We start from the raw sequence: 19,902 nt of genomic DNA, 5'->3' as shown, positions 1-19,902 counted from the left end.
CCACCGACGGGGTCGGATTCGCCGCTTCGTACCCGCACGACGCGCGCCCGCACCTAGCGTCGGCTGCGGAGGTTCGTTCGTATGCCTGCATCGACACGACACCACAGGGCCCTCGCGGCGATCGTGCACTGCGTCGGCCTGCTGACCGCCCTGCCGGTGCTGCCGGCGGCAACCGTCCCGGACACTCTGACGGCCACCGCCACCGGCGCTCCGACGGCCGGACGACTCCAGCCGGCGGCGGCCGCACCCGATCCCAGCATGCCGGCGGCACCACCGGCGGTACCGACGCCGACCCGGGTGGCCTCGCCCGCCGCCAGGCCGAAGGTGAGCGTACGGGTCGCGCCGGAGCAGAGCGCCGCGCCCGGGTACCGGATCGAGGTCCGTAACGCCGGCCGCACCCCGGTGGAGACCACCGTCCGCCAGGAGCTGCCCCAGGGCGTCTCGGCGACGACGGTCAGTGACGGAGGTCGGGTGGTACGCCCCGGCGGGTCGCCGGCCACCGAGGTGACCTGGCGACTGAAGCTGCCGCCGGGCAGCACCACCACGCTGGGCACCTCGCTCACCACGACCGCCTCCCGACAGCCGGTGACCGCGCCGACGTGCGCCTTCGCCAGCGACGGCCGGCAGCCGTACGACTGCGCGAGCGCCACCTGGACAGCGCCGGGGATGGCGGCGTCCCAGTCGCCGGAGTCCACGGGCTGGCGTCGCCAGACGCCCGCGCTACTGGTCGCCGGGACCGCGCTGCTGGTGCTGGGCGTGGTGGGACTGCTCACCTGGCGACGCCGCCGACGGCCGGTGGCCGCGGCACTGGCCTCGGACGGGCCGGGCACGATCTATCCACGCCCGGCCGCTCCCCGACCGCCGGCCCGGCGCCGCAAGCCACCGGTCTGGATCGTGGTGCCGGTGGCCGCGATGGTGCTGGCCGGCACGGCGGGTGCCGCCGCGTGGTCCGCGACCCGCCGGGTCACCGCGATCGACACGGACAGCCAACCGACCAGCGGCGCCTGGAAGGGCACCGGGGCCAGCGGCATGCTGGGGATGCCGCTGCGCGAGGACGCGTTCGAGTTCACCGTCTACCGGATGACCTGCGAACCTGGCCGGGGCGCGCGGCAGTGTCAGGCGACCGTCGGGGTCCGCAACCTCACCCCGGAGCACCAGAGCTGGCACGGCAAGCTGCAACGGGCGTACCTGGCGAACGGCAACTGGGTCACCACCGACGAGCCGGCCACCCGCCAGGCGAACCAGGGACGCGACGTGTTCGCCGACCCGGTGGCCGCCGGCAGCCGGGTGGTGCTGCCGCTGGTCTTCACGATCAACGGGCGGGAGGCGCCGCAGCGGCTGGAGCTGCGCAGCGGCGTCTTCTCCGCAGGTGTACGGGTCGACGTGCCCTGACCGGCGGCCCGACGGCGGTCGTACCCTTGGTGCCGTGACCGCCGTCCCCGCCCCCGCCACGCCCGCCGTCGCCGGTGGGGTCGACGGGCGGGTCCGCGCGCCGGGCGGGCGGCGGGTGGCCAGTCTTCCCGCCGCCACCTGGCGGCCCCTGCTGGTGGGTCACGAACGACGCGCCGACTCACTCACCGCGGGACACCGGGCCCGCCGGGCCACCGGGGAACGCCACGCCATCGACGATTTCCTGTACGACTACTACGGCACCCGGCCGTCGGTGCTACGACGTTGGCACCCGGGCGTCGGTGTCCGGCTGGAAGCCGGCCCGGACGGTCCGGCACCGCAGCACCGGTGGCGCTGGTACGCGACGGACGCCGACGGCGCGGTACGTCTCGACGTCGAAGCTTTCCTCACCGACCGGCACGACTCGGTGCGCTTCATCCACCGGCTGCTGACCGCGATCGCGTCCCGACCGGCCTTCACCGGCTGTTTCGGCCTGCACGAGTGGGCGATGGTGTACCGCCAGCGTGAGCACCGGCATCCGCTTCCCCTCCGACTCGGTCAGCGGGGCACCGACGCGGTGGTCGAGTCGCACCAGATCCGGTGCACACACTTCGACGCGTACCGGTTCTTCACCCCCGACGCGGTCGAGCTCAACCACCTCCGACCGACCCGGGCCAGTCAGGTGGACCTCGACCAGCCGGGCTGTCTGCACGCCTCCATGGACTGCCACAAGTGGGCCACCAAGCTGGGCCCCGCCGTCCCGGGTGAGCTGGCCCTCGACTGCTTCGAGCTGGCCGGTGACATCCGGCTGCTCGACATGCGGGCGTCGCCGTACGACTTTTCCTCGTACGGTCAACCGCCGGTGGCGATCGAGACGCCGGAGGGCAAGTCCGAGTACGTGGCGCGGCAACGCGAGTTCGCGCAGCGCGCCAGCCAACTGCGGGCCCGACTGATCGAGGTCTGCTCGACGCTGCTGGACCTGGCCGGACCGGCGGCACGAGCCGAGGCGTGATCCAGGCCACGCCCGGTGAGACCGAACTACTCGCCGTCCACTCGACGGTCGCGCTTGCGCTGCCCTCGACGCTTCTTCTCGGCCAGCCGCCGCTCCTTGGCCGCCCGCGACGGGCGGGTCGGACGGCGCGGCGGCGGTGGCGGGGCGACCGCCTCGCGCAGCAACGACACCAGCCGTTCCCGGGCCGCTTCACGGTTGGCCAACTGGGCCCGGTGCTCGCTGGCGGCGATCGTCAGCACGCCGTCGACCAGGCGTCCGGCGAGCCGGTCCAGTGCCCGGGTGCGCAGCGACTCGGGGATGCTCGGTGAGCCGGCCAGGTCGAAGCTCAGCTCGACCCGCGAGTCGGCGGTGTTGACGCCCTGCCCGCCCGGTCCGGATGACCGGGAGAACCGCTCCCGCAGTTCACCGGCGGGAACCACCCACCGGTCGGTCACCCGCAGTCCGTCGTCCACGCCCTGAGGCTAGCGCGGCGTCCGGAACGCGTTCGCACCAACGCCGCGAGCGCACATCCAGCTCGACCTCCGGGTGTCAGCGGGCGGGTCGCTCCTCCGCGCTGCTGCTCGGCGTCGGCACCGCCGGTGCCGGATCGTCACTGCCACCGGCGGCGGCGTACGCGACCGCTCCGATCAGGAGCAGAGCGATGACGCCCACCTTCGTGGTGACCACTTTGATCAGCATCCAGGCGGCGCGACGCGCACCGGGCACGGTCTTCTTCGCCGCCTGGTAGTCGTTCCAGCCCCGCCGGGCGCGCGCGTACGACGACCCGACGCCACTTCCGATGATGAGGCCCACCAGCAGGAGGGCCGCGATGAGAGGACGCTCCACCCACGCCAGTATTCATACCGAGCGTAATATTTCCATTCTCCGATCATCGAGCGCCGGAATCCGACAGTTGCCCCGATCTCCCCGTAATCGGACAGTCACTTTCAGTGATCAGCCCCCCTTTCCAATGATCGTGTCGGCGGTCTGCTGCACCTGCTCGATCGGGATGGCGAATCCGATACCGATGGAACCGTTGCCGTCGATGGTCGCGATCGCGGTGTTCACCCCGACCACCTCGCCCCGGGCGTTGACAAGTGGTCCGCCCGAGTTGCCGGGGTTGATCGAGGCATCGGTCTGCACCGCCCGGTGCCGGTTGTCACCGAGACGCACCTGGCGGTCCAACGCGCTGACGATGCCGGCGGTGACCGTGCCGGGCAGCCCCAGCGGCGACCCGACCGCCAGCACCGGTTCGCCCACCCGGGTCGAACCCGGCTTGGCCAACGGCAGCGCCGCCAGACCGGCCGACGACGGCACCTTGAGCACCGCGAGATCACTGCCCGGCTCCCGGCCCACCACCTCCGCCGCGAACCGCCGCCCGTCCGGCAGTTCGACGGTCACCGGGCCGCCCCGGCCCTTGGCGATGATGTGGTCGTTGGTGATGATGTGCTGCTCGGAGTCGACCGCGAAGCCCGAACCGCTCGCCGAGCCGCGCGTGCCGCCCACCAGCACCGACACCACGCCGGGCACGGTCTTCTCGGCGGCGGTCACCAACTCGGCCGGCACCGCGGCCGCGGACGCGGCGGCCGGGCCGGTGACACCGTCCCGACCGGCCACCCACCCACCGGCCAGCGCTCCCGACCCGGCGGAGATCGACACCATCGCCAGCGCGGCCAGCAGTCGCCGACGCCAGCCGCCCAGCAACCGCTCCCGTGCCTGCGACGCCGCGTCCGACCCACCCCGTCCGTCCGGGTCGAGATCGGGCGAGACGAACCAGGGCCCGCGCGGCTCGCCCAGTCCGGTCTGCACTGCCATACGTACGCTCCTCACGTGTGCGGCCGGCTGCGGCCGCTGTCGCGGATCGGGGGGTCGGATTCAGGGCAGGCGGGAGAACCAGCGCATCGAACCGACCGCCGCGCCCATCGCGAAGACCAACCCGAGCCCGATGAACCGGGCCGAGACGTCCTGCCGCACCTTGCGCCAACCCACCGAGCTGCCGATGTCGTCGTAGACGGCCCGCAGTTCGGCGCTCGTACCGGCCTCGTGGAAGCCGCCCCCGGTCTCCTCGGCCACGGCCCGCAGCGTCTCCCCGTCGACCGGCACCTGGATCGGCCGCCCGCCCCGATCGACGAAGCCGCCCGGGGTGCCGAACGAGATGCTGTGCACCGGTACGTCGAGGGCCAGCGCCTCGGCGGCGGCCTCCATCGGATCCATGCCCGAGGTGTTCGCCCCGTCGGAGAGCAGGATGATCCGGGCCGGTGGCGGCTCGGTCGCGGCCTTGTCGTCGAGCGCTTTCACGGCACCCAGCGAGGTGCTGATCGCCTCGCCGATCGCGGTGCCCTGCACACCCGTCGCCCCCTCGGCCAGCCGCTCGATCCCGTCGTGCAGCGCTTCCCGGTCGGTGCCCGGTGGCACCAGCACCGCCGCGCTGCCGGCGAACGCGACAAGTCCCACGTTGAACTCCCGGGGCAGTCCGTCGGCGAACCGCCGGGCGGCGCTCTTGGCCGCGCTGAGCCGGTCCGGCTCGACGTCACCGGCGAGCATCGAGGTGGAGACGTCCACCGCCACCATCACGGTGGCGCGTTCCCGGGGCACCCGGACCTCGGCGGTGGGACGGGCGAAACCGACCACGAGCAGGGCCAGCATCGCGAGGAAGAGGCCGGCCGGCAGGTGCCGGCGCCAGGTCGGGCGCCGGGGTGCCACCCGGTCGAGCAACCGCAGGTTGGTGAAGCGGACCGCGTACCGGCTGTGCCGCCGCTGCGCCACCAGATACGCCGCCGTCAGTGCGAGCACGCCGAGCAGCAGCCAGAGCCGGACAGGTGACTGCCAGATCACGCCGCACCTCCCCGATGCGCCGGGGCCGCCGCGGTCGCCAGCCGACGCTGCGCGTGCACGTGCCGGACGATGTCGACGGTCCAGTCCCGGTCGGTACGCAGCGCCAGGTGGGTCGCACCGGCCCGGCGCAGGGCGTGCCGGACCTGTTCACGTTGGGCGGTCGCCGCCGCCGCGTAGCGCTCGCGCAGGTGGCGGTCGCCGGTCCACACCTCGCGGCGTTCGCCGGTCTCCGGGTCGACCAGGGTGATCAGTCCGACGTCTGGCAGCTCCAGCTCGCGGGGGTCGGTGACCTCGACCGTGAGCACCTGGTGGCGCACCGCGAGCCGGCGTAGCGGACGCTCCCACAGGGCCGGCAGCCGCGGATCGTCGGGCAGGCCGTCGAGGAAATCGGAGACCACCACCACCAGACCACGCCGGTGGGCGACCCGGCGCACCTCGGCCAGCGCGTCGGCCAGCCCGGCGCCGGGCGCCGCCCGGGGCGCGGTGTCCGGGTGGTCGCCGGCCCGGGGGGCGGCCAGCAGCGCGCGCAGCAGCCCGAACAGGTGGGTACGCCCGCCGCGCGCCGGCACCCGGTGCAGCCCGTACGGCGTGAGCACCTGCGCGCCGAGCCGGTTGCCCGTTCCGGCGGTGAGGAAACCGATGGTGGCGACCGCAGCCACCGCCAGTTCCCGCTTGTCCAACTCGGCGGTGCCGTACTCCATGCTGGGGCTGGCGTCGACAAGCAGCCAGGTGGTCAGCTCCCGGTCGGCGTCCACCTCCCGCACGTGCGGCACGGCGGTGCGGGCCGTCACCGACCAGTCCATCCGACGCACCTCGTCCTCACCCGGCCGGTACTCGCGGCTGCCCGCTGGTTCGCTGCCGGGACCGGGCAGCAGGCCGTGCCGCTCGCCGTGCAGCAGGCCGTCGAGACGCCGGGTCACCGTGAGTTCCAGCCGCCGCAACCGCTGGTCGGGGGTGAGGTCGGCGAGCACCGGGTCGGCCGCCACGGGCGGCGTGGGGTTCCGGCGGCCCATCAGGCGATCGCCAGGTCGGTCGCGTACTCCGGCCTGGTGGTGGCCACCCGGGGCGGCGGGACCGCGTCGACCAGCCGATGGACGACCCACTCGGCGCTGACCCCGTCGGCGACCGCGTCGAAGGAGAGCACCAGCCGGTGGGCCAGTACGTCCACGGCGAGTTCCCGGACGTCGTCGGGCAGGACGTAGCCGCGTCCCCGGAGCAGGGCCTGGGCGCGGGCGGCCGAGACCAGGCCGAGGGTGGCACGTGGACTGGCACCGTAGGCGAGCAGCCCGGCCATCTCCGGCAACCCGAACCGGCCTGGATCACGGGTGGCGAGGATGAGCCGGACCACGTACTCGGCGATGGCGTGATGAACGAACACCTGCCTGGCCTGACGCTGGAACTCGCGCAGCCGGTCCGGGTCGAGCACCCGGTGGGCCCGGGGACGGTCGGCGCTCATCCGGTAGAGAATGGCCAACTCGTCGGCGACGTCCGGGTAGTCGACGACGATCTTCATCAGGAAGCGGTCCCGCTGCGCCTCCGGCAGCTGGTAGACCCCTTCCGATTCGATGGGGTTCTGGGTGGCCAGCACCAGGAACGGCTCCGGTACCGGGTGGCTGCGCCCGCCGATCGACACCTGACGCTCAGCCATCGCCTCCAGCAACGCTGACTGCACCTTCGCCGGCGCGCGGTTGATCTCGTCCGCCAACACCAGGTTCGCCATCACCGGGCCCAGCTCGACGTCGAAGGTCTCCTTCGAGGCACGGTAGATCCGGGTGCCGACGATGTCGGAGGGTACGAGGTCGGGGGTGAACTGGATGCGGGAGAAGTTGCCACCCACCACCGTCGCGAGGGTCTGCGCGGCGAGGGTCTTGGCCACCCCCGGTACGCCCTCCAGCAGGCAGTGCCCGTCGGCGAGCAGCGCGACCAGGAGGCGTTCGACGAGCCGATCCTGCCCGACGATCACGCGTTTGACCTCGAAGAGCGTCTGGTCCAACTGCGCCGCGGTCGCGTCCGGATCGGCCGGGCTGGGCAGGCTGGCCATGGTGTCCGAGATGTCCGTCACGGTGCTTGCTTCCCGAGGCGACCGGCGGACAAACGTCGGAATTTCCGACCCTCGGCCACCCAGACCACGCGATCGGCACCGTTACCGGACAGCACCTGCGGCTGGTCGCCGGCCTGCCGGAGCGGCCCCGGCACGACACCGGCCTCCGTCGCGTGACGGAGGCCGGTGACAGTGGACGGATCAGCGGTGCACGAGGAGGTAGAACGGGAGGTCGGCGGGGACGCCGGCGGAGTCGCGGGTCTGAATGAAGACCGCGTTCGGGGTGAGCAGCCGCCGCGCGACCGAGATCTCACCGGCAGGTGGGATGCAGCACGAGGTCGCCCGGCCGATCGTCGCCACGTAGATGCCGTTCGTGACGTTGCTGCCGAACTGCACCTCGTACTCACCGACGCCGTACTTGATGACGACGCCGGCGCCGCGAGCCTTGGTGCCGTTGGCGTTGACGGCCGTGGCGTAGAAGCCGGCGACGGCCTGGGTGCTCATCCCGTCGCCCTTCGCGAGGGCGGCCTTCGCGCTGTTCAGTGAGGCCGTGGTGACGGCCGGCTGCTGGGCGGTGCGGGCGGCGGGCTGGGCGGACTCGGCGGTCGGCTTCGCCGCGGCGATGCCGCCGCCGGCCAGTGCCAGCGCCAGGGCCGCGATCGCCACCGCAGCCGTCTTACGTCGGAATAATCTGGTCATGACGGGTCTCCCTTTTTCAGGCGTGGAGATACGGCCGGCCCGCGGCACACGGGGCGGTTGTTGCCTTTTTCGATTCGGGCGGCAATGAGCGATCACCGCCTGCGCACCCCGTCCGGGAGCGCACCCGCAGACGTATCCCGCTCGCCGACTGTCATGCACCCTGAGCTGGGGATTCATGCCAGAGCGCGGCCTCCCGAGCAGCTGAAACCTAGCACCGAAAAATGCCGGGGGTCAATAGTGCAAATGCCCTCGGCGAGTTGTCGGATCAACGCCAGCAATCGCGAAAAGTGAAGCCGTGAACAATTCGCGAAATCGATTCGAGAAGCCGCTGCGGATCTTTTTCGGGCTGTCGTACGAGGCACGGTCGGGCCGGCGTTTCGACGCCGGGCGGTGCACGCCGGGCGAGATTCAGTAGCCTGCCTGCCGTGGAGATCACCATCGGTCGCCGGACATGGCGGCCGTCAGGCGTCGGTCTGCTCTGCTGGCTGGCGGTCGTGCCGGGTGCCGGGTGGGCGTTGGCGCGGTCGATCGGTCTGGACCGGGGACCGCTGGTGCAGGCGTTGGCCTTCACGCCGTACGTGACGCTCGGGAGCCTGGCCCCACTGGTGCTCGCGCTCGCCCTGCGCCGCCGGGCCCCGGCGTTCGTCGCGGCGCTGACCACCCTGGCCCTGGTCGCGCTTGTCGCACCCCGCGCCCTGCCCGCGCCGCAGCCGAACGCCGCCGGGCCGACCGTGCGGGTGCTCACCGCCAACCTGCTCGCCGGTGCCGCCGACCCGGAGGCGGTGCTGGAGCTGGTGCGCACCCGGCAGGTGGACCTGCTGCTCGTGCAGGAGCTCACGCCGGCGGCCGAGGCGGAGCTGGATCGGCTCGGCCTCGACCGCTTGCTGGCGCACCGGCAGCTCAACCCGGTCGTCGGCACCCCCGGTTCCGGGCTGTACGCCCGTCACCCGCTCAGCGACGGCGGCATCCGCCGGCTACGCAACGCCTGGGGCTTCACGCAGGCGTACGCGACCGTCGCGGTGCCCGGCGCGCCCCCGGTACGCGTCGAGTCGGCGCACCCGGCGGCCCCGTACGCGATCGACCAGGTGGAGTTCTGGCGCGCCGACCTGGCGGCCCAGCCGGCGGCCACCCCCGACGGACCGTTGAGCATCCTCGCCGGGGACTTCAACGCCACCCTCGACCACGGTCCGCTGCGCACCCTGCTCGGCACCGGCTATGTCGACGCCGCCGCCTCGGTCGGCGCCGGGCTCACCGGCACCTGGGGGCCGTACGACGGCGATCCCATCCCGCCCGTGGTGATCGACCACGTGCTGGTGGACCGTCGCATCGCCGTGCGGGACGTGACGGTCCACCCGTTGCCCGGCAGCGACCACCGCATGGTCCTCGCCGAGCTGCGGCTACCCACCGCCGAGAGCCGGTAGGGCACGCCCGCACCCCGGCGCGGGCCTGCATTCCGGCGCCGGCTACACCCGGGCGCGGTCCAGACCGTAGGTCAGCGCGTCGACCAGGGCGTGCCAGCTCGCCTCGACCACGTTGGGGTGCACGCCGACGGTGGTCCAACCGCCGCCCCGCCCGTCGGCCGTCTCGACAAGTACCCGGGTCACCGCGCCGGTGCCGTGACTGCCCTCCAGGATCCGCACCTTGTAGTCGGCCAACTCGAAGTCCCGCAACTCCGGGTAGTGCCGGCCGAGGCCGACGCGGAGCGCCTCGTCCAACGCGTTCACCGGCCCGTTGCCCTCGGCCGTGGCGATCACCCGTTCCCCGCGTACCCGGATCTTGACGGTCGCCTCGGAGACGACCGCGCCGTCCTCGCGGTGCTCGACCAGCACCCGGTACGACTCCAACGCGAACGGCCGCACCGGCGCGGCGTCCGGCAGCTCGGAACGGACCAGCAGCTCGAACGAGGCGTCGGCGGCCTCGAACGACCACCCGCCGGCCTCCAGTTCCTTGACCCGGTTGGTGACCCGGGACAGGGTCTCCGGATGGCCGGCCAACTCCAACCCCAGCTCGCGGCTCTTCAGCTCGATGCTGGCCCGGCCGGCCATCTCGGTGACCAGGATCCGCATGTCGTTGCCGACCACCTCGGGCTCCACGTGGTTGTAGAGCAGCGGATCCACCTTGATCGCACTCGCGTGCAGCCCCGCCTTGTGGGCGAAGGCCGCAGCCCCGGCGTACGCCTGGTGGGTGTCGGGGGCGATGTTGGCGATCTCGGCGATGGCGTGGGAGACCCGCACCATCTGCTCCAGGCAGCCATCCGGTAGGACCGGCAGCCCGAGCTTGAGTTGGAGGTTCGCGACGACCGCGAAGATGTCGGCGTTGCCGGGCCGCTCGCCGTACCCGTTGGCGGTGCCCTGCACGTGGCGGACCCCGGCCTCGACGGCGGCGATGGTGTTGGCCACCGCGCAGGCGGTGTCGTTCTGGGCGTGCATGCCGAGCAGTTCCGGCGCGACGCCGATCCGGTCGGTGAGGTCGACGATGGCGGCGGTCACCTGGGACGGCAGCATTCCGCCGTTGGTGTCGCAGAGTACGAACCGCTCGGCACCCGCCGCGAGGGCGGTCTCCACCACCGACGCGGTGTACGCCGGATCGTGGCGGTAGCCGTCGAAGCTGTGCTCGCCGTCGACGAAGACCCGCCGACCCTCGGCGACCAGGTGGGCCACCGTGTCGTGGATCATCGCCAGGTTCTCCTTGGCGGTGGTGCGCAACGCCCGCTCGACGTGCCGCAGGTCGGCCTTGGCGACCAGGGCGATCGCCGGGGTCTGCGCGTCGAGCAGACCACGCACCTGCGGATCGTCGGCGGCCACCGCGCCGGCCCGGCGGGTGGCGCCGAACGCGACAAGCACCGCGTGCCGGAGGTCGAGTTCGGTGAGCGCCCGGCGGAAGAACTCGGTGTCCTTCGGCACCGCGCCCGGCCATCCGCCCTCGATGAACCCGACACCGAACTCGTCGAGCAGCCGGGCCACCGCGAGCTTGTCGACCACCGAATAGCTGAGCCCCTCGCGCTGGGCGCCGTCGCGCAGCGTGGTGTCGTAGACCTGAAACGTCATGGTGATCCCTTCGTCAGGCACCGGCCAGCGCAACAAAAAGACCCCCCGCGGCTGCGGGAGGTCTGCGCGCTCGGCGAGGGGAAGGCCGGCGCGCTAGTTGCCAATAATGCGGGCGGTGCTGGTCACGATCGGTACTCTGCCACCTCCGGATCGCTTTTGGGAGGCACAATCCACATCTCGGGACAGTCGGTGACCTCTGTGCCGGATGGTTTTCCTGGTGTAGACCGCCGGTCCACGGGTAGGAGCTTTCGGGACAACGAAACACCTTCCTCCGAGACGGCCCGATGAGGGGCCGGGGCAGGAGACATCCCATGGACAGGCTCGACCCGAACACCACGAACACCACTAACGCCACGCCCGACCCGGAGCTGCGCGCCGTCGACCAGAGCGTCGTCGCGGGCGGCACCCCCGCCGGTGCCTTCGACCCCTGGAGCTACCGGAACGAGGCCGGCGTGGCCGGCGCAAACCTGGTCGGCTACAAGGTGGAGGCCAGCGACGGCTCGATCGGCAAGATCGACAGTGACAGCAGCGAGGTCAACGCCAGCTACCTGGTGGTGGACACCGGGCCGTGGATCTTCGGCAAGAAGGTCATGCTGCCGGCTGGCACGGTGAACCACGTCGACCACGAGGAGCAGAAGGTCTTCGTCGACCGCACCAAGGACCAGATCAAGGCGGCGCCGGAGTACGACGAGACGGCCACCGACCCGGCCTACCGGGACAAGCTCGGCGGCTACTACAACGACACGTACGCGGCCACCCCGCCCGGTGGCGGGCTGCGGTAACGCGAACCGGTTGAACGGCCGGTGGGCATCGACCCACCGGCCGTTTACCGTGTCAGGGTGGATTCCATCGAGGTCAACCGCAGGATTCCGTTCACCACCGCCTTCAATTTCCGGGACGTGGGCGGCTACCGCACCGAGGACGGCCGCGCGGTGCGCACCGGCCGGCTCTACCGATCCGACTCGCTGCACCGCATCGGTGACGACGACCGGGACACCTTCGCGGCACTCGGCGTACGGACCGTCATCGACCTGCGCCGGCCGCAGGAGGTCGAACGCGACGGCCGGGTCCCCGACTTCGACGGGCTGACCTACCGGCACATCCACCCGGAGCACGCGGAATGGGGCAAGCGGCCCTACCAGCCCGGCAGCGACCTGGCCCGCTACCTCGCCGACCGGTACGCCGACCTGGCCCGCACCGGGACCGCCGGGCTGGCCGAGGCGATCGGCTTGATCGCCGACGGGGCGAACGCGCCGGTGGTGGTGCACTGCGTCGCCGGCAAGGATCGCACCGGCATCGTCTGCGGGCTGACGCTCGCCGTCCTCGGGGTCGACGACGGCGAGATCGCGGCGGACTACGCGCTGAGCACCGAGGCGTCGCAGCGGTTCAGCGCCTGGGTCTCGGCCACCTTCCCGGACTCCCCCGAGATCCCGGCACCGTTCCTGTCCTCACCGGCCGAGACGATGCTGCTCTTCCTCGCCGAGATCCGCGAGGGTCACGGCTCCGTCGACAACTACCTGCGCCACGCGGGCGTCACCGACGCCCAGCTCGCCGCGCTGCGTACCCACCTGCTGGGCTGAAGCCTGTCGAGGACCCGCACCAGGCGCTGAAGGCTCTCCGCGTCACGCCGGGCGTGACGCGGAGCCCTTCGCACCTCAGAACACGCGGTGGACCCAGTTGTGCGGGTCCTCCGCCTTGCCCCGCTGAAGATCCACCAACTGTTGGCGCAGCGCCATGGTGACCGTGCCCGGCTCCCCGCCGGCCACAGCGAACTCCCCGTCCGGGTAACGGACCTGCCCGATCGGGGTGATCACCGCCGCGGTACCGCAGGCGAAGACCTCGCGCAGCCGGCCGCTGGCGGCGTCCGCCCGCCAGTCGTCGAAGGTCACCGGCCGCTCCTCGACCCGGTGCCCGGCCGCCGCGGCCAGGGTGAGCACCGACTCGCGGGTGATGCCGGGCAGGATCGTGCCGGTCAGCGGCGGCGTGGCGATCGACCCGTCGTCGTAGACGAAGAAGACGTTCATACCGCCCAGCTCGTCGACGAACCGGCGCTCCACGGCGTCGAGGAAGACCACCTGGTCGCAGCCGTGTTCGAGGGCCTCGGCCTGGGCGGCAAGCGAGGCGGCGTAGTTGCCGCCGCACTTGGCCGCGCCGGTGCCGCCGGGCGCCGCCCGGGTGTAGTCGGGCGAAACCCAGACCGTCACCGGCTTGACCCCGCCGGAGAAGTACGCCCCGACGGGTGAGGCGATCACCGAGTAGAGGTACTCGTTTGCCGGACGGACGCCGAGGAAGACCTCGCTGGCGAACATGAACGGCCGCAGGTAGAGGCTGCCGCCGTCGTCGCCGTCGGGAATCCACTCCCGGTCGATCTCGATCAGCCGGTGCAGCGAGTCCACGAAGGTCTGCTCCGGCAGCGCCGGCATGGCCATCCGGGCGGCCGAGGTGTTGAACCGGGCCGCGTTCGCGTACGGGCGGAACATCGTCACTCCGCCGTCGGCCGCGCGGTACGCCTTCATGCCCTCGAAGATCTCCTGGGCGTAGTGCAGCACGGCACTGGCGGGATCCATCGGGATCGGCGCGCGCGCCTCGACCCGGGCGTCGTACCAGCCCTTGCCGTCGGCGTAGCGGATGGTGACCATATGGTCGGTGAACACCCGGCCGAACCCGGGGTTTGCCAGCAGCGCAGCCCGGTCGGCGGCGGATACCGGTGCGGGGTTCGGACGGATCTCGAAGTCGATCTTGTCACCACCGCTCATCGCGCTGACCTCCCTGGGGGACGACGGCATGCGCCGACCGCACGCCGGAAACATGTTTGTGCCAGAAACCTACCCCGAACGGTCGTTCAGCGGATAGGTCCACCGGTGGACAGGTGGCACGCCACCGGTGCGTGGCCGCCGCGCCGCCCCTGCCCGGCCGGACCGGGGCAGCATCGGCGGCCGGTGGGATCCGACCGGTTCAGCCGGCGGCCTGCGCCGCGATCCGGTCGCCCACCTCGGCGGTACGTACGGTTACCTCGGGGCTCCGGGCGGCCAGCTCCGCGCTGACCGCGGCGGTGATCCGGGCGGCGGCGTCGGCGTGCCCGAGCTGATCGAGCAGCAGCGCCGCCGAGAGTACGGCGGCGGCCGGGTCGGCCACGCCACGGCCGGCGATGTCCGGCGCGGAGCCGTGCACCGGCTCGAACATCGACGGGTACGCCCCCTCGGGGTTGATGCAGCCGCTGGCGGCCAACCCGATGCCGCCGGTCACCGCGGCGGCGATGTCGGTGAGGATGTCACCGAAGAGGTTGTCCGTGACCACCACGTCGTACCGCTGCGGCTGGGTGACCAGGAACATCGCCGCGGCGTCGACGTGCTGGTACTCGGTGGCGATGTCGGGGTGCTCGGCGGCGACCGCCTCGAAGGTGCGCGACCACAGCGAGCCGGCGTGGGTGAGCACGTTCGTCTTGTGCACCAGCGTCACCTTGCGCCGCTCGCGCCGGGCCGCGCGAGCGAAGGCGTCCCGGATCACCCGCTCGACACCGTGCCGGGTGTTCAGGCTCTCCTCGGTGGCGATCTCGGCCGGGGTGCCCCGGTGCAGCGAGCCGCCGGCACCGGCGTACAGGCCCTCGGTGCCCTCGCGGACGACCACCAGGTCGACCTCGCCCGGCTTGACCGCCGCGAGCGGGCTGGTCACGCCCGGCCAGAGCCGCGACGGACGCAGGTTGACGTACTGGTCGAAGGCGAAGCGCAGCTTCAGCAGCAGACCGCGTTCCAGCACGCCGGGCGGCACCGTCGGGTCACCCACCGCGCCGAGCAGGATCGCGTCGTGCCCGGCCAGCTCGTTGAGCACCGCGTCGGGCAGGACCTCGCCGGTGCGGTGGTAACGTGCCGCACCGAGGTCGTACTCGGTCACTTCGACACCGGGCAGCACCGCGTCGACGACCTTGCGAGCCTCCGCGACCACCTCGGGGCCGATCCCGTCCCCGGCCACCACCGCGATCCGTGCCACGTCCGTCAGCTCCTTCGCTCGAATGGCTCGACGGTACGCCGCCGTCCCGCCCCCCGGTACGAGTGTTCCACTTTTCGGGAATTCAGTGACGCACAGCAGCTTCCCAGGCGGCATTCATGGCTCGGTCATCTCCGCTGCCTAGCGTGAGCCTGAGCGGGACGGGCCGTGGGCCCGGGCGAGCGCCGCGACGGGGCGGCACACGCCGAGGAGGGGACGGACGCGATGTGGACCGATGAGCAACCACGAACCCGCTGGGTGGACCCAACGGTCTTTCGCTTCCGCCGGCCCGACCTGCGACTCGGTGCCCGGGAGCAGCGGCCGGACCGCGCCGACCTGGTAGCCGGGGACCGGATCGCCGTTCGGCACACCGTCCGCACCTCGACTGCCGCGTACACCCTGCTGCTGAACGCCCCCGAGTGGCTGGGCCGGCGCGGCACCGGCGAAGCGCTGCGCGACGCCGTGGCCGAGTTGCGGGCGATCGACCTGACGTACGGCCCGAACCGCCCGGACAGCCTGGTGTCCCGGCTGCGCCGGGGAGAGATCAGCCCCGAGTCGTACCCACCGTTGACCGACCTGGTGGACCGGTGCGCCGCGATGCGCGCGGCCACGGACGGCTGGTTCGACGCCTGGGCGGTACCCGGCGGCTTCGACCCGGGCGGTCTGCTCGGCGGGTGGGCGGTCGAGCGGGCCGCGGCCCGGTTGCGCGACGCCGGCATCCACGACTACGCCGTGCTCACCGGCGCCGACCTGGTGGTACGCGGCCAGGCCGCACACGGTGGCCCGTGGCGGGTCGCGGTGCACCACCCCACCGACCGGGGCCGGGCACCGCTGCTGCTGGAGATGACGGCCGGCGCGCTCGGCACCTCGGGGGTGACCGGACGGCAGGGCCACGTGGTGGACCCGCACACGGGCGAGCCGGCCGGGCATCTGGTCGCCGCGACCGTGATCGGGCCCGACCTCGCCGTCGCCGACGCCTACGCCACCGCCTTGTACGCCGCCGGGCCGGCCGGGTTGGCCTGGTTCCGCTCCGGGTCGGACTACCGGGTGCTCTTCGCCGCACCCCGCTGACCCGCGCGCCGGCGGAACTCGCGGAGGGGTCGGGGGCCGCGCGTGGCAGGAACAGCGATCGGCCTCCACGGTCGCGGCAACGACCGTGGAGGCCGGTCGACGACGAGTGCGCGTGGCTCGCGCAATCGAGGGGTGCGGGCCGCTCGGCCGGACGTCGACCTCGCCACCCGAAGACGGGCCGGCGCCACGTGCTCGGCAGGTGACCGCACCCGTACGTTATCGAATTGACGCGTTTCGCGGCAAGGGTTCCACAGGGGAGCATCTGCGCAATCCCGATATCCCGACGGCTCGCCCGCAGGGCCCTTTCGACAAGGTGAACCGCAGATGGCACGCTGTCCGCCGTGAGTTTCGATCTGAGCGTGTGGGCCCTGGCGGACGGGGCGACGCCCGAGGATGTACGAGCGGCGGTGCAGCAGTGCCGCAGCGGCCGGCACCACGAGCGTCAACCGGACCCACGATGTGTGGCCTTTTACCGGGCGATCACCGCCAGCTACCCCGAGCAGCCGGCCGGCCCGAACACTCCCTGGGCGGTCGCGCCGCTGCACAAGGCGGCCGATCACATCGAGCTGAACCTGGACCCTGCCTGCCCCGACCAGGTGCTGCTCGACATCGAGCGGCTGGCCGGCGAGCATCGGCTGATGCTGTTCGACGCCCAGGACGGCTCGGTCTACCCGCCGCCCGGGGTACGGCTGCCCGGCTGACCGATCCACCGGTGCGGGCGGCGGGTCCGCGACGGCGTCGCCGGGTTGGCCGCGGGTCGGACGGCTTCCGGTCTGTCCGGCAATTCGCCGCCACGGCGGACGCGGTGACCCGACCGCCGCCTGCTCGGCGATCGGATGACGAGGGGCCCGACCATAGGTCGGGCCCCGTCGTGGCGTGCCTGGAGCGTTCGCGCGGGCTACTCGTCGCGCAGGTCGGCGGCGCTGGCCGAGACGGCGCCGATCGAGTCGGCGGCCGAGGTGAGCAGATCGGCACCGAGCGCCTGGTCCACGGTGAGGGTCATCAGCGTCTCACCGCCGGCCTCCCGGCGGGCCACCTGCATCGCCGCGATGTTGATGCCGGCCTGACCGAGCAGGGTGCCGACGATGCCCACCACGCCCGGGCGGTCGGCGTAGCGGAGGAAGAGCAGGATGCCCTCGGCGCCGATCTCCACGTCGAAGCCGTCCACCTCGGTCAACTTGATGACGTCGCGGGCGCCGGCCTGGGTGACGGTGCCGGAGACACTGACCGTGCGGCCGTCCGGCAGCGCGCCACGTACGGTGACCAGGACCGGGTGGTCGACGGTCTCGGTCTGGGTGGCCAGCGACACCTCCACCCCGCGCTGCGCGGCCAGGTGCGGCGCGTTGACGTAGGTCACCTGCTCCTCGACCACCGAGCTGAACAGACCCTTGGTGGCGGCGAGCTTGAGCACCGTCACGTCGTGGTCGACGATCTCACCGCGTACCTCGACGGTGACGCTGGCGGCGACCCCACCGGCCACCGCGGTGAAGGCGCGGCCGAGCTTCTCGGCCAGCGGCAGCAACGGCCGGACGTCCTCGGCGACCACGCCACCGGCCTGCACGTTTACCGCGTCCGGCACGAACTCACCCTGCAGGGCGAGCTTCACGCTCTTGGCGACCGCCAAACCGGCCTTGTCCTGCGCCTCGGCGGTGGAGGCGCCCAGGTGCGGGGTGGCCACGACGTTGTCGAAGGCGAACAGCGGCGAGGAGGTGCACGGCTCCTTGGCGTAGACGTCCACCCCGGCACCGGCGACCCGGCCCTCGGCGAGCGCGTCGGCGAGGGCCTGCTCGTCGATCAGCCCACCCCGGGCGGCGTTGACGATCCGTACGCCCGGCTTGACGATGGACAGCTCCTTCTCGCCGATCAGGCCCACCGTCTCGGGGGTCTTCGGCAGGTGGATCGAGATGAAGTCGCTCTCCCGCAGCAGCTCCTCCAGACCGACCAGACGTACGCCGAGCTGCGCGGCCCGGGCCGGCTGGATGTACGGGTCGTACGCGATGAGCCGGGTGCCGAACGCGGCGATCCGGGAGGCGAAGAGCACGCCGATGCGACCGAGACCGACCACGCCGACGGTCTTGCCCTGGAGCTCCACCCCGGTGTACTTCGACCGCTTCCACTCCCCCGCCTTGAGCGCTGCGCTGGCGCTGGCGGTGTTGCGGGCGACCGCGAGCAGCAGCGCGACGGCCTGCTCGGCGGCGGAGACGATGTTGGAGGTGGGTGCGTTAACGACCATGACGCCCCGTGCGGTGGCGGCCGGCACCTCGACGTTGTCCAGGCCGACACCGGCCCGGGCCACGACCTTGAGTCGGGGGGCGGCGGCGATCGCCTCGGCGTCGATCTGGGTGGCGCTGCGGACGATGACGGCGTCGGCCTCGGAGAGCGCCGAGAGCAGGGCCGGGCGGTCGGTGCCGTCCACGTGCCGGACGTCGAAGTCGTGGGCGAGCACCTCGATGGCGGCGGGGGCGAGTTCTTCGGCGATCAGTACGACAGGAGTCATTGGTCCTCGTAGATGTCGTCAGAGCGGTCGGCCGGAGGCTGGGCGCTGCGCTGCGCCCGGCGCGCTCCCGGGCCATGGCCGTCAGGTGCCGCCTGGAGCACCTACCCGCGATCGTAGGGGGCGGGCCGCCCGGCGTGCCCCGGAGTGTGGGGTGAGTGCCCTCACAAACCGGACGTGACGTGCGTGTTAACGATCGTTAGCCGCGCGGATACAGCACGGCACCCGGACCCGGCGTCGGGGAGAACGCCGGGTCCGGGTGCCGCTGGGGAAAGCGCTCAGGCGGTCTCGGTGATCGGCCGGTCCACCCAGCTCATCATGCCGCGCAGCTTCGCGCCGGTCTCCTCGATCGGGTGCGCCGCGCCCTCGGTCCGCCACTTGTTGTAGTTGGGGCGGCCGGCCTCGTCCTCGGCCACCCACTCGCGGGCGAACTCGCCGTTCTGGATCTCACCGAGGATCTTGCGCATCTCCTCCTTGACCCGGCCGTCGATGACCCGAGGTCCACGGGAGAGGTCGCCGTACTCCGCGGTGTCGGAGACGCTGTAGCGCATCCGGGCGATGCCGCCCTCGTACATCAGGTCCACGATCAGCTTCAGCTCGTGCAGGCACTCGAAGTAGGCCACCTCGGGCGCGTAGCCCGCCTCGGTGAGCACCTCGAAACCGGTCTGCACAAGCGCAGCCGCACCGCCGCAGAGCACCGCCTGCTCACCGAAGAGGTCGGTCTCGGTCTCCTCGGTGAAGGTGGTCTTGATCGCGCCGGCCCGGGTGCCGCCGATGCCCTTGGCGTACGACAGGGCCAGCGCGAACGCGCTGCCGCTACCGTCCTGCTCGACGGCGACCAGGCAGGGCACGCCCTTGCCGTCGACGTACTGCCGGCGAACCAGGTGACCGGGGCCCTTCGGGGCGACCATCGCCACGTCCACCTCGGCCGGGGGCTTGATCAGCCCGTACCGGATGTTGAAGCCGTGCCCGAAGAACAGTGCCTTGCCGGGAGCCAGGTTCGGCGCGATCGACTCGGCGTAGATGTGGCGCTGCGCGGTGTCCGGGGCGAGGATCATGATCACGTCGGCCTCGGCCGCCGCCTCGGCCGGGGTGAGCACCCGCAGCCCCTGCTCCTCGGCCTTCGGCCGGCTCTTCGAGCCCTCCGGCAGACCGATCACCACGTCGACACCAGAATCACGCAGCGACAACGCGTGCGCGTGCCCCTGGCTGCCGTAACCGATCACGGCGACCTTCTTCGCCTGGATCAGGCCCAGGTCGGCGTCGTCGTCGTAGTACACCTCAACGCTCATGACTTCCCTTTCGTACGGCGGCCGCAGCGGCCCGTCGTGGCTGGTGGCCGGCCCCGGTC

At 72.2% G+C, this 19,902-nt stretch carries 19 protein-coding genes; 7 read left to right on the top strand and 12 right to left on the bottom strand.

The genetic code is table 11. The features are described from left to right. Positions 1 to 81: 81 nt before the first annotated feature. Both AB0J93_RS01195 and AB0J93_RS01190 read left to right on the top strand, forming a co-directional pair. Positions 82 to 1,392: a hypothetical protein gene (locus tag AB0J93_RS01195; protein WP_363916911.1), complete on the top strand. Its 1,311-nt coding sequence runs from the start codon at positions 82 to 84 to the stop codon at positions 1,390 to 1,392. 34 nt (positions 1,393 to 1,426) lie between these two features. Further along, on the top strand, positions 1,427 to 2,401 hold the full coding sequence (locus AB0J93_RS01190) for a 3-methyladenine DNA glycosylase (RefSeq protein ID WP_363916909.1): 975 nt from the start codon (positions 1,427 to 1,429) through the stop codon (positions 2,399 to 2,401). Between the two features lie 26 nt (positions 2,402 to 2,427). Here AB0J93_RS01190 and arfB read toward each other — a convergent pair whose 3' ends face one another. From arfB to AB0J93_RS01155, 7 genes are all read right to left on the bottom strand, one after another. Then, positions 2,428 to 2,853 carry an alternative ribosome rescue aminoacyl-tRNA hydrolase ArfB gene (gene arfB, locus AB0J93_RS01185; RefSeq protein WP_210938751.1) on the bottom strand — a complete coding sequence of 142 codons (426 nt, stop codon included), beginning with the start codon at positions 2,851 to 2,853 and terminating at the stop codon, positions 2,428 to 2,430. 76 nt (positions 2,854 to 2,929) lie between these two features. Further along, positions 2,930 to 3,226, bottom strand: a complete 297-nt coding sequence (locus AB0J93_RS01180; protein WP_363916907.1) for a hypothetical protein — start codon at positions 3,224 to 3,226, stop codon at positions 2,930 to 2,932. A gap of 108 nt (positions 3,227 to 3,334) precedes the next feature. After that, positions 3,335 to 4,195 (bottom strand): trypsin-like peptidase domain-containing protein, encoded by an 861-nt coding sequence (locus AB0J93_RS01175; RefSeq protein WP_363916905.1) that lies wholly within the window; start codon positions 4,193 to 4,195, stop codon positions 3,335 to 3,337. 60 nt (positions 4,196 to 4,255) lie between these two features. Beyond that, a complete protein-coding gene (locus AB0J93_RS01170) occupies positions 4,256 to 5,215 on the bottom strand; it encodes a VWA domain-containing protein (RefSeq protein ID WP_363916903.1) in 960 nt (319 codons plus the stop codon). Then, on the bottom strand, positions 5,212 to 6,228 hold the full coding sequence (locus tag AB0J93_RS01165) for a DUF58 domain-containing protein (RefSeq protein ID WP_363916901.1): 1,017 nt from the start codon (positions 6,226 to 6,228) through the stop codon (positions 5,212 to 5,214). The genes AB0J93_RS01170 and AB0J93_RS01165 overlap by 4 nt, the downstream gene beginning before the upstream one ends. Further along, positions 6,228 to 7,277: a MoxR family ATPase gene (locus AB0J93_RS01160; protein WP_363916899.1), complete on the bottom strand. Its 1,050-nt coding sequence runs from the start codon at positions 7,275 to 7,277 to the stop codon at positions 6,228 to 6,230. Before AB0J93_RS01160 ends, AB0J93_RS01165 begins: the two co-directional genes overlap by 1 nt. Positions 7,278 to 7,457: 180 nt before the next feature. Beyond that, on the bottom strand, positions 7,458 to 7,955 hold the full coding sequence (locus AB0J93_RS01155; protein ID WP_363916897.1) for a hypothetical protein: 498 nt from the start codon (positions 7,953 to 7,955) through the stop codon (positions 7,458 to 7,460). 473 nt (positions 7,956 to 8,428) lie between these two features. Between AB0J93_RS01155 and AB0J93_RS01150 the strand changes: the two genes are divergently transcribed. Beyond that, positions 8,429 to 9,376 (top strand): endonuclease/exonuclease/phosphatase family protein, encoded by a 948-nt coding sequence (locus AB0J93_RS01150; RefSeq protein WP_363917666.1) that lies wholly within the window; start codon positions 8,429 to 8,431, stop codon positions 9,374 to 9,376. 42 nt (positions 9,377 to 9,418) lie between these two features. Here the strand turns inward: AB0J93_RS01150 and cimA are convergent, their stop codons facing one another. Next, on the bottom strand, positions 9,419 to 11,002 hold the full coding sequence (gene cimA / locus AB0J93_RS01145; protein ID WP_363916895.1) for a citramalate synthase: 1,584 nt from the start codon (positions 11,000 to 11,002) through the stop codon (positions 9,419 to 9,421). A 311-nt stretch (positions 11,003 to 11,313) separates the two neighbouring features. Here cimA and AB0J93_RS01140 point away from each other — a divergent pair, with 311 nt between their 5' ends. Next, positions 11,314 to 11,784 carry a PRC-barrel domain-containing protein gene (locus AB0J93_RS01140; RefSeq protein WP_363916893.1) on the top strand — a complete coding sequence of 157 codons (471 nt, stop codon included), beginning with the start codon at positions 11,314 to 11,316 and terminating at the stop codon, positions 11,782 to 11,784. Positions 11,785 to 11,841: 57 nt separating this feature from the next. Beyond that, positions 11,842 to 12,582 carry a tyrosine-protein phosphatase gene (locus tag AB0J93_RS01135; RefSeq protein WP_363916892.1) on the top strand — a complete coding sequence of 247 codons (741 nt, stop codon included), beginning with the start codon at positions 11,842 to 11,844 and terminating at the stop codon, positions 12,580 to 12,582. A 75-nt stretch (positions 12,583 to 12,657) separates the two neighbouring features. On the opposite strand, the gene AB0J93_RS01130 is transcribed toward AB0J93_RS01135, so the two are convergent. Together AB0J93_RS01130 and AB0J93_RS01125 are read right to left on the bottom strand one after the other, a co-directional pair. Further along, complete coding sequence (locus tag AB0J93_RS01130) at positions 12,658 to 13,758, bottom strand: branched-chain amino acid aminotransferase (protein ID WP_363916890.1); 1,101 nt, start codon at positions 13,756 to 13,758, stop codon at positions 12,658 to 12,660. A 199-nt stretch (positions 13,759 to 13,957) separates the two neighbouring features. Beyond that, on the bottom strand, positions 13,958 to 14,989 hold the full coding sequence (locus AB0J93_RS01125; protein ID WP_363916888.1) for a 3-isopropylmalate dehydrogenase: 1,032 nt from the start codon (positions 14,987 to 14,989) through the stop codon (positions 13,958 to 13,960). A gap of 222 nt (positions 14,990 to 15,211) precedes the next feature. Here AB0J93_RS01125 and AB0J93_RS01120 point away from each other — a divergent pair, with 222 nt between their 5' ends. Both AB0J93_RS01120 and AB0J93_RS01115 read left to right on the top strand, forming a co-directional pair. Next, the gene (locus AB0J93_RS01120) at positions 15,212 to 16,057 is read left to right on the top strand and encodes an FAD:protein FMN transferase (RefSeq protein ID WP_363917664.1); all 846 of its coding nucleotides are present in this window, start codon (positions 15,212 to 15,214) and stop codon (positions 16,055 to 16,057) included. 341 nt (positions 16,058 to 16,398) lie between these two features. After that, on the top strand, positions 16,399 to 16,758 hold the full coding sequence (locus AB0J93_RS01115) for a hypothetical protein (RefSeq protein ID WP_363916886.1): 360 nt from the start codon (positions 16,399 to 16,401) through the stop codon (positions 16,756 to 16,758). A gap of 197 nt (positions 16,759 to 16,955) precedes the next feature. Here the strand turns inward: AB0J93_RS01115 and serA are convergent, their stop codons facing one another. Together serA and ilvC are read right to left on the bottom strand one after the other, a co-directional pair. Continuing rightward, entirely contained in the window at positions 16,956 to 18,554 is a 1,599-nt protein-coding gene (serA, locus tag AB0J93_RS01110) for a phosphoglycerate dehydrogenase (protein ID WP_363916884.1), read from the bottom strand. A gap of 275 nt (positions 18,555 to 18,829) precedes the next feature. After that, positions 18,830 to 19,843: a ketol-acid reductoisomerase gene (gene ilvC, locus AB0J93_RS01105; RefSeq protein ID WP_363916882.1), complete on the bottom strand. Its 1,014-nt coding sequence runs from the start codon at positions 19,841 to 19,843 to the stop codon at positions 18,830 to 18,832. Positions 19,844 to 19,902: the final 59 nt, after the last annotated feature.

Origin of the sequence: Micromonospora sp. NPDC049374 (genome assembly GCF_040677165.1) — a bacterium.
In the GTDB taxonomy this organism is placed as follows: Bacteria; Actinomycetota; Actinomycetes; order Mycobacteriales; family Micromonosporaceae; genus Micromonospora.
This window is presented reverse-complemented; position numbering and strand designations above follow the sequence as displayed.

What these genes read in the sequence shown, in the direction of transcription:
- AB0J93_RS01165 (WP_363916901.1), bottom strand. Translation starts at nt 6,228, where the DNA reads ATGGGCCGCCGGAACCCCACGCCGCCCGTGGCGGCCGACCCGGTGCTC.
- AB0J93_RS01175 (WP_363916905.1), bottom strand. Translation starts at nt 4,195, where the DNA reads ATGGCAGTGCAGACCGGACTGGGCGAGCCGCGCGGGCCCTGGTTCGTC.
- ilvC (WP_363916882.1), bottom strand. Translation starts at nt 19,843, where the DNA reads ATGAGCGTTGAGGTGTACTACGACGACGACGCCGACCTGGGCCTGATC.
- cimA (WP_363916895.1), bottom strand. Translation starts at nt 11,002, where the DNA reads ATGACGTTTCAGGTCTACGACACCACGCTGCGCGACGGCGCCCAGCGC.
- serA (WP_363916884.1), bottom strand. Translation starts at nt 18,554, where the DNA reads ATGACTCCTGTCGTACTGATCGCCGAAGAACTCGCCCCCGCCGCCATC.
- AB0J93_RS01195 (WP_363916911.1), top strand. Translation starts at nt 82, where the DNA reads ATGCCTGCATCGACACGACACCACAGGGCCCTCGCGGCGATCGTGCAC.
- AB0J93_RS01120 (WP_363917664.1), top strand. Translation starts at nt 15,212, where the DNA reads ATGTGGACCGATGAGCAACCACGAACCCGCTGGGTGGACCCAACGGTC.
- AB0J93_RS01155 (WP_363916897.1), bottom strand. Translation starts at nt 7,955, where the DNA reads ATGACCAGATTATTCCGACGTAAGACGGCTGCGGTGGCGATCGCGGCC.
- AB0J93_RS01140 (WP_363916893.1), top strand. Translation starts at nt 11,314, where the DNA reads ATGGACAGGCTCGACCCGAACACCACGAACACCACTAACGCCACGCCC.
- AB0J93_RS01130 (WP_363916890.1), bottom strand. Translation starts at nt 13,758, where the DNA reads ATGAGCGGTGGTGACAAGATCGACTTCGAGATCCGTCCGAACCCCGCA.